Origin of the sequence: Pseudomonas sp. EggHat1, assembly GCF_014892995.1 — a bacterium.
Taxonomy (GTDB): Bacteria; Pseudomonadota; Gammaproteobacteria; order Pseudomonadales; family Pseudomonadaceae; genus Aquipseudomonas; species Aquipseudomonas chaetocerotis.
Window position 1 is genome coordinate 149,462 of the sequence record NZ_JACKQK010000010.1, and the last position, 13,055, is coordinate 162,516.

Here is a 13,055-nt window from a genome sequence, read left to right on the forward strand (position 1 = left end):
CTATGCTAGGCACATCCCCGATGGAGTGCCGAACGTGAAACTGTTGACCGCCCTGCTGCTGAGCCTGTCGATCTGCCTGCCTGCCCTGGCCTCTTCGGAAGAGAAGGAAGAGGCGCCGACGACGATTTATCACAACCTGTTCCCGGCCCTGATCGGCAACCTGGCGGATCAGGGCAATCGTCTGAAGTTTTTCAAGGCCGATGTGTCCTTGCGAGTGACCGGCACCGAGGCCGAGGAGAAGCTCAAGCAGCATGAGCCGCTGATCCGTCATCAGATGGTGATGCTGTTCTCGGCCCAGACCAGCGAGATCATCAACGCACCCGATGGCCGTGAGAATCTGCGCCTGGAAGCGTTGAAGAGGGTGCAGGATGCTATCAACGGCGAAGAGGGCAAGCCCATCGTCGAAGACCTGCTGTTCAACAATCTGATCATCCAGTAGCGGCGAATCCCCTTGGCGTTCGGGCGCTGCTTCAGCGGTGAAGGCCACAGTGATTCGCGGCTGAAGCCGCTCCTACAGTTTGTTCAGGCCATCTGCGCCAGGGTCTTGCGAAAGCGCGTCAGCGCCGCGACGAAGAACAGCGTGCCGATGGCGGCGATGGCCAGCATGTAAGGCCAGACGATCGCGAACCCTGCGCCGCGATAGAGAATTGCCTGGGCCAGCGCGACGAAGTGGGTGGTCGGCGCCGCCAGCATGATCTGCTGCACCAGCTCCGGCATGCTCTCGCGTGGCGTGGTGCCACCGGAGAGGATCTGCAATGGCAGCAGCACCAGGATGATCAGCAGGCCCAGCTGCGGCATCGAGCGCGCCACGGTGCCGAAGAAGATGCCCATCGAGGTGGTGGCGAACAGATGCAGCGCCGCGCCGACCAGGAACAGCGCGATGGAGCCCTCTATCGGCACCTGCAGCCAGCCTTGCACCACCAGCAGCAGCGACAGCGTCGCCGCCGTCAGTACCACCAGCCCCATCGACCAGACCTTGGCCAGCATGATCTCCAGCGGTGTCACCGGCATCACCAGCAGATGCTCCACGGTGCCGTGCTCGCGCTCACGAATCAGCGCCGCACCAGTGAGGATGATCGACAGCATGGTGATCTGGTTGATCACCTCCATCACCGAGCCGAACCAGGCACGCGTCAGATTCGGGTTGAACTTTATGCGCAGCGCCAGTTCGGCCGGCTGCTGCAGCTCGCCACGGTAGCGGCGGACGAACTCGGCAACTTCGCTGGCGCCGATGTTCTGGATGTAGCCGGCACCGGTGAAGGCCATGCTCACCTGGGTGGCATCGACGTTGAGCTGGATCGCCGGGTTGCGGCCGGCGAGCACGTCGCGTTGGAAGTTCGGCGGAATGTTCAGGGTGAAGGTGTAGCGCCCTGAATCCATGCCGCGATCCATCTCGCTCAGGTCGATACGCTCCGGGGTACGGAAATAGGGTTCCTGGAAGGCCTGAATCAGTCGCTCGGAGAGCTGCGACTGGTCTTCGTCGACCACGGCGATGGCGGCGTTGTGCAGGCTCTCCGGCATGCTGGTGGCGGCCGAGTAGACGCCCATGCTGAAGGCCCAGAGGATCAGCAGCACCAGCGCCAGGTCGTGCTGCAGGCTGCGCAGCTCCTTGATGCCGAGATACAGGATATTGGCCAGGCGTTCCATCAGACCTCCTGTTTGCGCAGCAGGCTGGCGCTGAGCAGGGTCAGCAGCGGGATGGTCAGCATCAGGGCGAAGAAGTAGCTGGCCAGGTCCTGCAGCTCCAGCGCCTTGGAGAAGATGCCGCGGCTGATCACCAGAAATTGCGAGGTCGGGTAGAGCTGCCCAATCACCGCGCCTGCGCCCTCCAGCGAGGCCACCGGGTAGATCAACCCGGAAAACTGAATGGCTGGTAGCAAGGTGACGATGGCGGTGCCGAATACGGCGGCGATCTGGCTCTTGGTGAAGGTCGACATGAGCAGACCGAGGCCGGTGGCGCAGGCCAGGTAGAGCAGGGCGCCAGCCAGCAGCGTCAGCGGATTGCCCTTGAGCGGTACGTCGAACACGGTCACCGCCAGCAGCATCAGCAGGATGAAGTTGAACAGGCCCAGGGCGATATAGGGCAGCTGCTTGCCGAGCAGGAATTCCAGGCGGGTAACCGGGGTGACGTAGAGGTTGATGATCGAGCCCAGTTCCTTCTCGCGGACCACGCCAAGCGCGGTGAGCATCGCCGGAATCAGCATCAGCAGCAGCGGTATCACCGCCGGCACCATGGCCTTGAGGCTTTCCACGTCCGGGTTGTAGCGATAGCGCACCTCCAGCTCGGCGGCGTTGGCTGCCTGCGGTTGTGACGAGCTGCGCGCCAGCTCACTCAGGTAGTGCTGGTGCAGGCCGGTGACGTAGCCCTTGATGGTTTCGGCGCGGGTTGGCATGGCGCCGTCGATCCACATGCCGATCTGTGGGCTGGCGCCGCGCTTGAGGTCGCGGCCGAAGTGCGGCGGAATTTCCACCGCCAGGCTGATATCGCCATTACGCAGGCGCCGCTCCAGCTCTGCATAGTCGGAGAGCGGCGCCTTCTCCTGAAAGTAGCGGGAGCCGGACAGGTTGAGGTGGTATTGCTGGCTGGTGGTGGTCTGGTCGCGATCCAGCACGGCGAAGGTCAGGTCCTCCACGTCCAGGCTGATGCCATAGCCGATGATGAACAGCAGCAGTACTGTACCCAGCAGGGCCATGCCGCCGCGAATCGGGTCGCGGCGCAGCTCCAGTGCTTCGCGGCGGGCATAGCTGAGCAGGCGGCGCAGGCTGAAACTTTGACGCTGTGGCGGTGGTGCCTGCTCCAGCGGCGGTGCCGTGTTCACCGGTTGCTCGCCAACCGCTTCCTGTAGGTAGGCGATGAAGGTGGCTTCCAGGCTGTCCAGGCCGCGTTTGGCCATCAGGCCCTGCGGGGTATCGCTGTCGAGCACCTTGCCGGCGTGCATCAGCGAGATGCGGTCGCAGCGCTGCGCCTCGTTCATGAAGTGGGTGGAGATGAAGATGGTCACGCCGTCCTGGCGCGAGAGGTCGAGCATCAGTTGCCAGAAGCCGTCGCGGGCGACCGGATCGACGCCCGAGGTGGGCTCGTCGAGGATCAGGATCTCCGGCTTGTGGATCACCGCCACGGCCAGCGACAGACGCTGGCGGATGCCCAGTGGCAATCGCTCGGGGAGCATGTCCATGACTTCGCCGAGGTCGAAGCGTGCCGCCATGTGCGCCACGCGCGGCTCGATCTCGTCGGTCGGTACATGGAACAGCTGGGCGTGCAGCACCAGGTTCTGCCGCACCGTCAGCTCGCCGTACAGGGAGAATGCCTGGGACATGTAGCCGACCCGCTTGCGCGTGGCCATGTCGCGCGGATCGACCGCCTGGCCGAACAGCAGCGCCTCGCCTTCGCTGGCCGGCAGTAGGCCGGTGAGCATCTTCATGGTGGTGCTCTTGCCGCAGCCGTTGGAGCCGAGGAAGCCGAAAATCTCACCACGGCGGATGCGAAACGACACCGAATCGACGGCGACGAAATCACCGAAGCGCATGGTCAGGCCCTTGGCTTCGATGGCGATTTCGTTGCTGTCTTGCAGCGGCGCAATGATCACCTGCTGATGGCCGCGCCGGCGTTCCTCGGGCAGCAGGGCGATAAAGGCCTGCTCCAGGCTGGCGCTTTCGGTTTGGGCGCGCAATTCGGCCGGGCTGCCTTTGGCGAGTATGTGGCCCGCGTCCATCGCCACCAGGTGGTCGAAGCGCTCGGCTTCCTCCATGTAGGCGGTGGCCACCAATACGCTCATCTGCGGGCGCTGTTCACGGATGCGAGCGATCAGCTCCCAGAACTGGTTGCGCGATAGCGGGTCGACGCCGGTGGTTGGCTCGTCGAGGATCAGCAGATCCGGGTCATGGATCAGCGCGCAACACAGCCCGAGCTTCTGCTTCATGCCGCCGGACAGCTTGCCGGCCGGACGCTCGCGGAAGGCGGCCATGCCGGTGCTGCGCAGCAGGTCGTCGATGCGCCGTTCGCGCTCGGCAGCGTCCTGGCCGAACAGGCGCCCGAAGAAATCCAGGTTCTCGAACACCGAGAGCGTCGGATAGAGGTTCTTGCCGAGGCCCTGTGGCATATAGGCGATATGCGGGCAGACGCGGCGGCGGTGGCTGGCATCGGCCATGTCGCCACCGAGCACCTCGACGTTGCCGTCCTGCAGCTTGCGCGCCCCGGCGATCAGTGCCAGCAGGCTGGATTTACCGACGCCGTCGGGGCCGATCAAACCGACCATGCAACGGGCTGGCAGCGTCAGGTCGATCTGCTGCAGGGCGCGGGTCTGGCCGTAGCGCAGGCCGACGCCGGCCAGGCGTGCGACCGCAGCGTTCATTGCGGAACCTTGATCGCCAGATGTGCAGGCCACTCGGCTTCAGGGTCGAGGCGCAGGTAGGCCATGCCCGGTACGCCGGTTTTCACCTGCTGCAGGTGCTTGCTCAGCAGCTCGGGGTCGATGCGCGCCTTGACCCGGAACATCAGTTTCTCGCGCTCGCTGGCGGTTTCCACGGTTTTGGGCGTGAACTGGGCAACGCTGGCGACATAACTGACCTTGGCCGGAATCACATATTGCGGCGCGGCGTCGATCACCAGGCGTACTTCGCTGCCTAGGGCGACGCGACCGGCCTGGCGCTCGGGCAGGAAGAAGGTCATGTAGACGTCGGTGAGGTCCACCAGGTTGAGCAGCTTGCCGCCGGCACCCAGTACTTCGCCGGGTTGAGTGACGCGGTATTGCACGCGGCCGGCACGCGGCGCCTTGAGCTGGCTGTCGTCGATGTCCACCTGCAGGCGCTCGACGCTGGCGTGGGCCGCTTCGGTCGCCGATTGCGCTTCGATGGCCTGCGATTGTGCGGCGGCAATACCGGCCTCGGCGGAACTGACCTGAGCTCGCGCCGCTGCCAACGCAGCTTCGGCACTCTGCAGGCGGGCCAGGTCGTCATCCAGCGTCTGCTGAGCCAGGGCGTTGCGCTTGACCAGCGTGGCGCTGCGCGCGTGACGTTTGCGTGCGGCATCCAGTTCCGCCTGGCGCTGGCGCACCACGGCCTCGGCTGCGAGCTTTTCGCTTTGGCGCAGACTGATCTGGCTGGCGGCGGTGATCTGGCCATTCTCTGCCTGGCGCAACTGGGCACGGGCCTGCGCTAACTGGGCTTCGAGCACCTGGGTGTCCATGCGGGCGAGAATCTGGCCAGGCTCGACGAAGTCACCTTCGTCGACGTCGATGCTGGCGACGCGCCCGGCGAGTTTGGTCGCCACATCCACTTCGGTGGCTTCGATGCGCCCGTTACCGCCGGCGAAACCCTCGCCCAGCCCCGTCGGGCGCAGTTGCCACCAGGCCACGGCTGCCAGCGCGGCCAGGCCGACGGCGATCAGGTAGGGCAGGCGACGTTTGGCGTTGATCATTTCGGCTTACCTGTAGAGCCCCATGGCTGGGGCTTTCACGACATATCCATTGTCTGCCAGGTACGCCTCAGGGGGCTTGATGCAGGTCAAGCTCGGGCGGTTGCCACAGGCTGGTACGGTTGCGACCCTCATGCTTGGCACGATATAGCGCCTGATCGCCCTGGGCGAGCAGTTCGCCTGGCTGTTCGTCCCTCACCGGGTCGGCCACCGTGAGGCCGATGCTCAGGGTCAGCCGACCGAACGGGCTGGCGGGGTGATGGATATCCAGGCCGGCGATTGCCGCATGGATGCGTGCGGCGACCTGTTCGGCACCCTCCAGGTTGGTGTTGGCGAGAATGATGGCGAATTCCTCGCCGCCGTAGCGACAGGCCGTGTCGCCTTCGCGTTGCTGGCTTTCGCGCAGGGCTGCACTGACTTTACGCAGCGCGTCGTCGCCAGCGAGATGGCCGAGCGCATCGTTGTAGGCCTTGAAGTGGTCGATATCGAGCATCAGCAGCGCCAAGGGCGCGCCGAGACGGCGCAGGCGGCGCCATTCGGCGAGTAGTTGCTGATCGAAGTAACGGCGGTTGTACAGCCCGGTAAGACCGTCGAGCTGCGACAGGCGTTGCAGTTGCGCTTCCAGTTGCAGGCGCTCGCTATTGTCGCGGGAAACGGCGATCAGGTATTCGCGGTCATGCAACTGCACCAACTGGGTGTTGATCTCGGCAGGCTGGCGACTGCCGTCGCGGCGGATCAGCTCGCGCTGGAATATCCGCGAGAGATTGTCGCGCTGCGCCTGGCGCGCCTGCTCCAGCCAGCGATGGAAGCCTGGCAGGAGTTTTTCCGGATCATCGCGCAGCAGCTCGGCGAACTGTTCCGGGCGATAGCCGAGCGTGGCGTAGGTGGCCTGATTCATGTGCAGCAGTTCGCGGGTGCTGCTATCGAAGATGAACAGACCGTCATGGCTGGAGTCGGTCAGGTCGAGCACCAGCTGCAGGCGTTCGCGGTTTTCGCGCAGGCGCTGCTCGGTCTCTTCGCGGCGTTCGGCCTCCAGCTTGAAGCGGCGGTTGGCCAGTTGCAGGGCATGGGCACGGCGGCTGTTTTCCAGCGCCAGGGCCAGGGCGGCCACCAGTAGCAGGCTGATCGCCAGGCTGGCGCCGAGTACCACGCCGGGCAGGGGCGACTCGAGTTGATCGAGCAATTGTTCGGTAGGGCTCAGGCGCAGACGGAAGTCCTGATTGTTGAGCAGACTCAGGCCCAGTTGCAGGCTGTGCCGCGCATCGGTGTCCGCTGCACCATGACGGAACAAGCTATGACTGTTCTCCAGCAGCTCGAGGTTGAAGGCTTCGCGATCGATCTGGGTGAGCAACTGCAGCATCAGCGTTTCGACGCGAAAAACGCCCTGGAGGAAACCGTCGAACACCTTGCTGCCGTCCTGTTCGCGGTACAGCGGTGTGTAGAGGACGAAGCCGCGTCCACCCTGGACCAGGTCGAAGCTGTTGGAGAAGCGCTGCTCGCCGCTCTCGCGGGCTTCCATCGCCAGCGGGTAGTTGGGGTGCTCAGGGTGCAGGCGAAAATTCAGCGCCGCTTCGTTGCCGGCTACCGGTAGCAGCCAGCGCATGCGCAGATCATCGCCAACCCACTGGATTGATTGATAGACGGGAAAGCCGCGTATTGCGCGCTCTACCTCCTCGTCCCAGCTGGCGCGCGGCAGGCGGCCCAGGCTGTTCCACAAGCGAGCGATGCGTTCGAGGCTGGCCACTTCCAGGTGCAGCGTGCTCTCCAGCTGACGTGCCAGGCTGCGTGCCTGGTAGCCGATGCGTTCATCGACGCGCTGCTGCTGCACGGCTTCGATCTGACGCCAAAGCAGGACGCTGGCGCCGCTCAGCACCAGTAACAGGAACGCCAGCGCAAGTCGCGCCGGCCAGGCGGAGGATGCCGGCATGGAAAAACTCCTTGGCTCTGTGTGGTGATAGCACAGTGCCGCATGCTACTCAACGCATGGCGAGAATTGCTGCCCATTCGGCATCGCTCACCGGCATCACCGACAGGCGACTGCCACGTTGTACCAATGCCAGTTCGGCCAGTAGCGGATTGTTCTTCAGTTGCTGCAGCGCCAGCACCTCGTCGAAGGCCTCGACGAACTCGACGTCCAGGGCGCTCCAGGGATTTTTCTCGGTACTGGCCTTGGGATCGTGATAATGGCTTTGCGGGTCCAGTGCGGTGGGGTCCGGGTAGATCTCGCCGGCAATGCGCGCGATGCCGGCGATGCCGGGTTGCGGGCAACTGGAGTGATAGAAGAAGAACAGATCGCCGGGCTTCATCGCCCGCATGAAGTTGCGCGCCTGGTAATTGCGTACGCCATCCCAGCGCGCTTTGCCCAGTCGTTGCAGGTCGTGGATGGACAACTCATCGGGTTCGGACTTCATCAGCCAATAAGGCATGAACTTTGCTCCTGCAGGTCTGTCCGTAAGCGGACGCTCGTTTGAGGGATATCTCCGACGGCCGGTTGGCGCCAGAAATTGCACAGTGCTTGGCGCTGACGGACAATGCCCGGCTTAAGCTTGGCGCCGTCGTATTGCACACAACAATAACGCGCGACCAACGCGCGCATTGCCTTGAAGGGGGAGGCAATAGATGAAACGCAAGCCAGATCTTTTGTGGGTTCTCGTCGTACTGTTCAGCCTGGGCGTGGTTACCACGGGTTACACCCAGAGCTTTTGGGAGCGCCAGAGCGACGCTCCGATCAATGTAACGCAGCAGCCCTGATTCGCAGGCTGCCAGCGTAAGCGCCGCAGGGAACGCGGTGCCGCATCTTTCGATTCAATACCACGCCTTGTCCGTCACCGTTGCCTGCAAGGGTACGTCCCAGCTGGCCATCGCCAGTTCTTCCACGCGCTGACATTCATGCGCCAGGCCCAGTAGTGTCGGCATGTGCCAATTTTTGCGCATGCGCAGGTAAGCCAGGCTGCGGTCGTAGAAACCGCCGCCCATGCCCAGGCGGCCGCCGCGATCATCGAAGCCCACCAGCGGCAGTAGCACCAGGTCCAGCGCCCAGACCTTGCGTTGGCGCTTGGGCTGTGTGCGTGGCTCGAGGATGCGGAAGCGATTACCCGCCAGTTTCTCGTGCCGAGTGACGCGCTGAAACACCATCTTGGTGCGCGGCCAGGCGCTGAGTACCGGCAGGTAGGTGCGTTTGCCGCGCTTCTGTGCAGCGGCCAGCAAAGGCCTCGGGTCGATTTCGCCATCGTTGGGCAGGTACAGGGCGATATGCCTGGCGCGGCGAAACTGCGGGCTTTGTGCCAACTGGCGATACAGGTTGCGTGCGGCAAGACGTTGCTGGCTGCGGCTGAGCGCGCGACGACGCTGACGCAGCACGCGGCGCAGTTGCGGGCGACTGAGCGTGGCTGGCGTAGTCATGAATTGGGGCTTGGACGAGGCGGGTAGCAGCGCTGAAGGTCACTGCTGGAAATGATGACTTCCCGGCGTGCCGCTGTCGGTTTAGCCCTTGAACCCGAAAGTTCAAGGTGGAGGTTGCAGGAGGCGTTAAGGCTTTCCGTCAGGCGGACATGCACACCGGCCCCAACGTGCAACCCCCGTGGTTGTGCGTATCGGCTCAGGGACATCACCGACTGGCGCACACCCCAGGAAGTTGCGCCCAGTATACCCGAACAGAGGGTCTGCGGGGCGGCCTGCGACGAACTGGCAGGCATGACGGTGCTCAGGCGCTCGGGTCGTCGGCCAGCGCATGGTCGACACGATCGAGCAGCTCGCGCACCTGCTGGCGGGTGGAGTTGGCGTCCTGATCCAGGCGCTGTTGCTTGTGCAGCAGGTCGTGGGTGATGTTCAAGGCTGCCATCACGGCGACGCGGTCGGCACCGATCACTTTGCCGCTGGTACGGATCTCGCGCATCTTGCCGTCCAGGTAGCGAGCCGCGCTTTCCAGATTGGCGCGTTCGTCCTGCGGGCAGGCGATGCAATATTCTTTGTCCAGAATGTGGACGGTCACGGTGTTCGACTGGGTCATGAGTCCTGCTCCAGGGCTTTAAGGCGCGAAATCATCGATTCGACCTTGTGCCGGGCCATTTCGTTCTTTTCGATCAGATGGGCGCGTTCCTCGCGCCAGGCCTGTTCATTCGCCAGCAGGAGTCGGTTGTGAGCCTTTAGCTGCTCGACTCGCTGGATCAGCAGTTCCAGCTTGGCGGTCAATGCGTGCAGATCGGCGTCTTCCATGGGCTCTCGCTATGGGATGGCTGGCTGGACTGTATAGGCCTGTCCCGGTTAGGGGTCAAACCCAGATAGCAGTGGTGTGATGCAGATGACGGCATCACCCCGGCGGCCTCGGATGGTCTTGCCGCGTCTGCCGGTGCTAGGATACGAGGCCTCCATTCTAGAGATTGCGCCGTCTGGCGCCTAGCTATCTATGTCGATTCCAAGCTCTCCCTACGCCGCCTTCGCCGCCCTGCTCAGCAGCGCCGGGCATTCCGTTTCCCCTGCTGAACTGCATGGCCTGCTGCTGGGCCGCAGCTGTGCCGGCGCCGGCTTCGATGCCGATGCCTGGCTGCTCGACGCTGCCGACCTGCTCGGCGGCGAGCCGCAGGACAGCGTGCGCCAGGCGCTGATCGGTCTGCAGGAAATGGTCAAGGGTGAGCTGTGCAGCGAAGACGTCACCGTGGTGCTGCTGCTGCCGGATGACGAAACCCCGTTGGCGCAGCGCGCGGTCGCACTGGGCCAGTGGTGTCAGGGCTTTCTCGGTGGCTTCGGCCTGACCGCTCGCGACGGTGCGCTGAGCGCCGAAGCCATGGAAGTGTTGCAGGATCTCTCCGCCATCGCCCAGGTGCAGAGTGCCCTGGAAGAATCGGAAGATGGCGAGAGCGACTACATGGAGGTGATGGAATACCTGCGCGTGGCACCGCTGTTGCTGTTCACCGAGTGCGCCAAACCTGCGGCGCCTGCTGCCAAACCGTCCCTGCACTGATTGTTCGTCGGAGCCTGCCTTGATCAGCATCCCCAAGTCCGAATATGCCCGTCGGCGCAAGGCGCTGATGGCGCAGATGGAACCCAACAGCATCGCCATTCTGCCAGCGGCGCCGGTGTATATCCGCAACCGTGACGTCGAGCATGTCTACCGTCAGGACAGCGATTTCCAGTACCTCACCGGTTTCCCTGAGCCGGAGGCGGTGATGGCGCTGATCCCTGGGCGCGAGCACGGTGAGTACGTGCTGTTTTGCCGTGAACGCGATCCGGAGCGCGAGTTGTGGGATGGCCTGCGTGCCGGCCAGGACGGTGCGATCAGCCGGTTTGGCGCCGACGATGCCTTCCCCATTGGCGACATCGACGACATTCTTCCGGGGCTGATCGAAGGTCGCGAGCGTGTCTACTACGCCATCGGCAGCAATCAGGAGTTCGATCATCGGCTGATGGAGTGGGTCAACCATATCCGCGCCAAGGCGCGCCAGGGCGCGACGCCGCCAAACGAATTCGTCGCCCTCAACCATCTGCTGCACGACATGCGCCTTTACAAGTCGTCTGCCGAGGTGAAGGTGATGAAGGAAGCGGCCGAGATCAGTGCGCGTGCTCACATACGCGCAATGCAGGCGAGTCGCGACGGGCTGTTCGAATATCACCTGGAAGCCGAGCTGGACTACGAGTTCCGCAAGGGTGGAGCGAAGATGCCGGCCTACGGCAGTATCGTCGCCGCCGGCCGCAATGCCTGCATCCTGCACTACCGTGAGAACGACGCGGTGCTCAAGGACGGCGACCTGGTGCTGATCGACGCCGGCTGCGAGATCGACTGCTACGCCAGCGACATCACTCGTACCTTCCCGGTCAGCGGCAGGTTTTCCCCCGAGCAGAAGGCTATCTATGAGCTGGTGCTGGCCTCGCAGGAAGCCGCATTCAAGGAAATCGCACCGGGCAAGCATTGGAACGAGGCCCACGAAGCCACAGTGCGGGTGATCACTGCCGGTCTGGTTGAACTGGGCCTGCTCGAGGGCGATGTCGACGAGCTGATCGCCAGCGAAGCCTACAAACCTTTCTATATGCACCGCGCCGGCCACTGGCTGGGCATGGATGTGCACGATGTCGGCGACTACAAGGTTGGCGGCGAATGGCGGGTGCTGGAAGTCGGCATGGCGATGACCGTGGAGCCGGGCATCTACATCGCCACCGACAACGACAAGGTCGCCAAGAAATGGCGCGGCATCGGCGTGCGCATCGAGGACGACGTGGTAGTGACCAAGAAGGGCTGCGAGATTCTCACCAGCGGTGTGCCCAAGACCGTTGCCGAGATCGAGGCACTGATGGCGGCCGCGCGCACCGAGGCGGCCTGAGCCCATGTCACGTGTGAATCTGACGATCATCGGTGGCGGGGCTGTTGGTGAATGGTTCGGTGCCAGCCTGATGCTGACGGCGGAGGCATGTCGATGACGCGGGTACAGTTGGCCATCATCGGCGGCGGTCTGGTCGGCGCCAGCCTGGCGCTGGCCCTGCAGGACACGGCACGCCAGCGTGGCTGGCGCATCGCCCTGATCGAACCCTTCGCCCCGGGCAGCGAATACCAGCCCAGCTATGACGCCCGCTCTACCGCGCTGTCCTATGGCAGCCGGTTGATCTACGAGCGCCTGGGCCTGTGGCAGAGCATTGCCCAGCGTGCCGAGCCGATTCAGCAAATCCATGTTTCCGACCGTGGCCGTTTCGGTGCCACGCGTCTGCAGGCCATCGAGGAAGGCGTGCCGGCGCTCGGCTACGTAGCGGAGAACGCCTGGCTCGGCCATTGTCTGTGGCAGGCGCTGGATCAGGATGTGATCGAGTGGCGCTGCCCGGCCGAAGTGGTCGGCATGCAGCGTCTCGACGACGGTTATCGGCTGACCCTGAACGACGAAACCTGCCTCGACTGCGACGTGGCGATTCTCGCCGACGGTGGACGTTCCGGCTTGCGTGAGCAGCTCGGTATTGGCGTCAGCATCAAGCCTTACGGGCAGAGTGCGCTGATCGCCAACATCAGCCCGCTGGAGGCGCATCGCGGGCAGGCCTTCGAGCGTTTTACCGATGACGGGCCGATGGCGCTGCTGCCCCTGAGCGATAACCGTTGTGCACTGGTCTGGACGCGCGCCGCCGCTGACGCCGAGCGCCTGCTGCGCGCCAGCGAGGCGAGCTTTCTCGGTGAATTGCAGCAGGCTTTCGGTTATCGCCTGGGCGCCTTGAAGCAGGTGGGAGCACGGCATCTCTATCCTCTGAGCCTGGTCGAGGCGCAGGAGCAGGTGCGCCCGCATCTGGTGGTGCTGGGCAACGCCGCGCACAGCCTGCACCCTATCGCCGGTCAGGGCTACAACCTGTCGCTGCGCGATACCCTGGCGCTGGCCGAGGTGCTGATCGGTAGCGAGGCAGCGCTGGGGGATTTCGCCACTCTGCAGCGTTACCAGCAACGGCAAAAGCTCGATCAACAAATGACCGTCGGTTTCTCCGACCAGGTGACGCGTCTGTTCAGCAATGGGCAGCCGCTGCTGACCGCCGGGCGTAACCTGGGATTGCTCGGCCTTGACCTGCTGCCGCCGGCCAAGCGCTGGTTCGCCCGCCAGGCCATGGGCATGGGAACCCGCAATCTATGAGCAATTCCTTAGGGTGTCGCGGGGCCGCCCAGGCCGTGCGCACCAATCGG

General features: G+C 64.0%; 13 protein-coding genes and 1 other RNA gene. 5 read left to right on the forward strand and 9 right to left on the reverse strand.

What is annotated here, in order from left to right; translation table 11 throughout:
- The first annotated feature begins 34 nt into the window (after positions 1 to 34).
- Positions 35 to 439, forward strand: a complete 405-nt coding sequence (locus tag INS93_RS16830) for a flagellar basal body-associated FliL family protein (protein WP_192984053.1) — start codon at positions 35 to 37, stop codon at positions 437 to 439.
- 83 nt (positions 440 to 522) lie between these two features.
- Here INS93_RS16830 and INS93_RS16835 read toward each other — a convergent pair whose 3' ends face one another.
- From INS93_RS16835 to INS93_RS16855, 5 genes are all read right to left on the reverse strand, one after another.
- A complete protein-coding gene (locus tag INS93_RS16835; RefSeq protein ID WP_192984056.1) occupies positions 523 to 1,647 on the reverse strand; it encodes an ABC transporter permease in 1,125 nt (374 codons plus the stop codon).
- Complete coding sequence (gene rbbA / locus INS93_RS16840; RefSeq protein WP_192984061.1) at positions 1,647 to 4,352, reverse strand: ribosome-associated ATPase/putative transporter RbbA; 2,706 nt, start codon at positions 4,350 to 4,352, stop codon at positions 1,647 to 1,649. Before rbbA ends, INS93_RS16835 begins: the two co-directional genes overlap by 1 nt.
- The gene (locus INS93_RS16845; RefSeq protein ID WP_192984065.1) at positions 4,349 to 5,416 is read right to left on the reverse strand and encodes an HlyD family secretion protein; all 1,068 of its coding nucleotides are present in this window, start codon (positions 5,414 to 5,416) and stop codon (positions 4,349 to 4,351) included. Before INS93_RS16845 ends, rbbA begins: the two co-directional genes overlap by 4 nt.
- Positions 5,417 to 5,483: 67 nt before the next feature.
- Entirely contained in the window at positions 5,484 to 7,340 is a 1,857-nt protein-coding gene (locus INS93_RS16850; protein WP_192984069.1) for a diguanylate cyclase, read from the reverse strand.
- A gap of 49 nt (positions 7,341 to 7,389) precedes the next feature.
- A complete protein-coding gene (locus INS93_RS16855) occupies positions 7,390 to 7,839 on the reverse strand; it encodes an EVE domain-containing protein (protein WP_192984071.1) in 450 nt (149 codons plus the stop codon).
- Between the two features lie 193 nt (positions 7,840 to 8,032).
- Between INS93_RS16855 and INS93_RS24815 the strand changes: the two genes are divergently transcribed.
- On the forward strand, positions 8,033 to 8,164 hold the full coding sequence (locus INS93_RS24815) for a hypothetical protein (RefSeq protein ID WP_256667014.1): 132 nt from the start codon (positions 8,033 to 8,035) through the stop codon (positions 8,162 to 8,164).
- A 54-nt stretch (positions 8,165 to 8,218) separates the two neighbouring features.
- On the opposite strand, the gene INS93_RS16860 is transcribed toward INS93_RS24815, so the two are convergent.
- The 4 genes from INS93_RS16860 to INS93_RS16875 form a co-directional block, all read right to left on the reverse strand.
- The gene (locus INS93_RS16860) at positions 8,219 to 8,815 is read right to left on the reverse strand and encodes a 5-formyltetrahydrofolate cyclo-ligase (protein WP_192984073.1); all 597 of its coding nucleotides are present in this window, start codon (positions 8,813 to 8,815) and stop codon (positions 8,219 to 8,221) included.
- 55 nt (positions 8,816 to 8,870) lie between these two features.
- Positions 8,871 to 9,049, reverse strand: a non-coding RNA gene (gene ssrS / locus INS93_RS16865) — 6S RNA.
- 67 nt (positions 9,050 to 9,116) lie between these two features.
- Positions 9,117 to 9,422 (reverse strand): cell division protein ZapA, encoded by a 306-nt coding sequence (locus INS93_RS16870; RefSeq protein ID WP_192984075.1) that lies wholly within the window; start codon positions 9,420 to 9,422, stop codon positions 9,117 to 9,119.
- A complete protein-coding gene (locus tag INS93_RS16875) occupies positions 9,419 to 9,628 on the reverse strand; it encodes a TIGR02449 family protein (RefSeq protein ID WP_003458652.1) in 210 nt (69 codons plus the stop codon). The genes INS93_RS16870 and INS93_RS16875 overlap by 4 nt, the downstream gene beginning before the upstream one ends.
- 190 nt (positions 9,629 to 9,818) lie before the next feature.
- On the opposite strand from INS93_RS16875, the gene INS93_RS16880 reads away from it, so the two are divergent.
- The 3 genes from INS93_RS16880 to ubiH all read left to right on the forward strand — a co-directional run bounded on the left by INS93_RS16880 (position 9,819) and on the right by ubiH (position 13,005).
- The gene (locus INS93_RS16880) at positions 9,819 to 10,373 is read left to right on the forward strand and encodes a YecA family protein (RefSeq protein WP_192984077.1); all 555 of its coding nucleotides are present in this window, start codon (positions 9,819 to 9,821) and stop codon (positions 10,371 to 10,373) included.
- 19 nt (positions 10,374 to 10,392) lie between these two features.
- Positions 10,393 to 11,727 (forward strand): Xaa-Pro aminopeptidase, encoded by a 1,335-nt coding sequence (pepP, locus tag INS93_RS16885; protein WP_192984079.1) that lies wholly within the window; start codon positions 10,393 to 10,395, stop codon positions 11,725 to 11,727.
- Positions 11,728 to 11,820: 93 nt separating this feature from the next.
- Positions 11,821 to 13,005, forward strand: a complete 1,185-nt coding sequence (gene ubiH, locus INS93_RS16890) for a 2-octaprenyl-6-methoxyphenyl hydroxylase (RefSeq protein ID WP_192984081.1) — start codon at positions 11,821 to 11,823, stop codon at positions 13,003 to 13,005.
- Positions 13,006 to 13,055: the final 50 nt, after the last annotated feature.

Excerpts from the sequence above, each read along its gene's own strand:
- INS93_RS24815 (WP_256667014.1), top strand. The coding sequence starts at position 8,033 with ATGAAACGCAAGCCAGATCTTTTGTGGGTTCTCGTCGTACTGTTCAGC.
- INS93_RS16845 (WP_192984065.1), bottom strand. The coding sequence starts at position 5,416 with ATGATCAACGCCAAACGTCGCCTGCCCTACCTGATCGCCGTCGGCCTG.
- INS93_RS16855 (WP_192984071.1), bottom strand. The coding sequence starts at position 7,839 with ATGCCTTATTGGCTGATGAAGTCCGAACCCGATGAGTTGTCCATCCAC.
- INS93_RS16835 (WP_192984056.1), bottom strand. The coding sequence starts at position 1,647 with ATGGAACGCCTGGCCAATATCCTGTATCTCGGCATCAAGGAGCTGCGC.
- INS93_RS16875 (WP_003458652.1), bottom strand. The coding sequence starts at position 9,628 with ATGGAAGACGCCGATCTGCACGCATTGACCGCCAAGCTGGAACTGCTG.
- rbbA (WP_192984061.1), bottom strand. The coding sequence starts at position 4,352 with ATGAACGCTGCGGTCGCACGCCTGGCCGGCGTCGGCCTGCGCTACGGC.
- ubiH (WP_192984081.1), top strand. The coding sequence starts at position 11,821 with ATGACGCGGGTACAGTTGGCCATCATCGGCGGCGGTCTGGTCGGCGCC.
- INS93_RS16860 (WP_192984073.1), bottom strand. The coding sequence starts at position 8,815 with ATGACTACGCCAGCCACGCTCAGTCGCCCGCAACTGCGCCGCGTGCTG.
- INS93_RS16880 (WP_192984077.1), top strand. The coding sequence starts at position 9,819 with ATGTCGATTCCAAGCTCTCCCTACGCCGCCTTCGCCGCCCTGCTCAGC.
- INS93_RS16870 (WP_192984075.1), bottom strand. The coding sequence starts at position 9,422 with ATGACCCAGTCGAACACCGTGACCGTCCACATTCTGGACAAAGAATAT.
- INS93_RS16850 (WP_192984069.1), bottom strand. The coding sequence starts at position 7,340 with ATGCCGGCATCCTCCGCCTGGCCGGCGCGACTTGCGCTGGCGTTCCTG.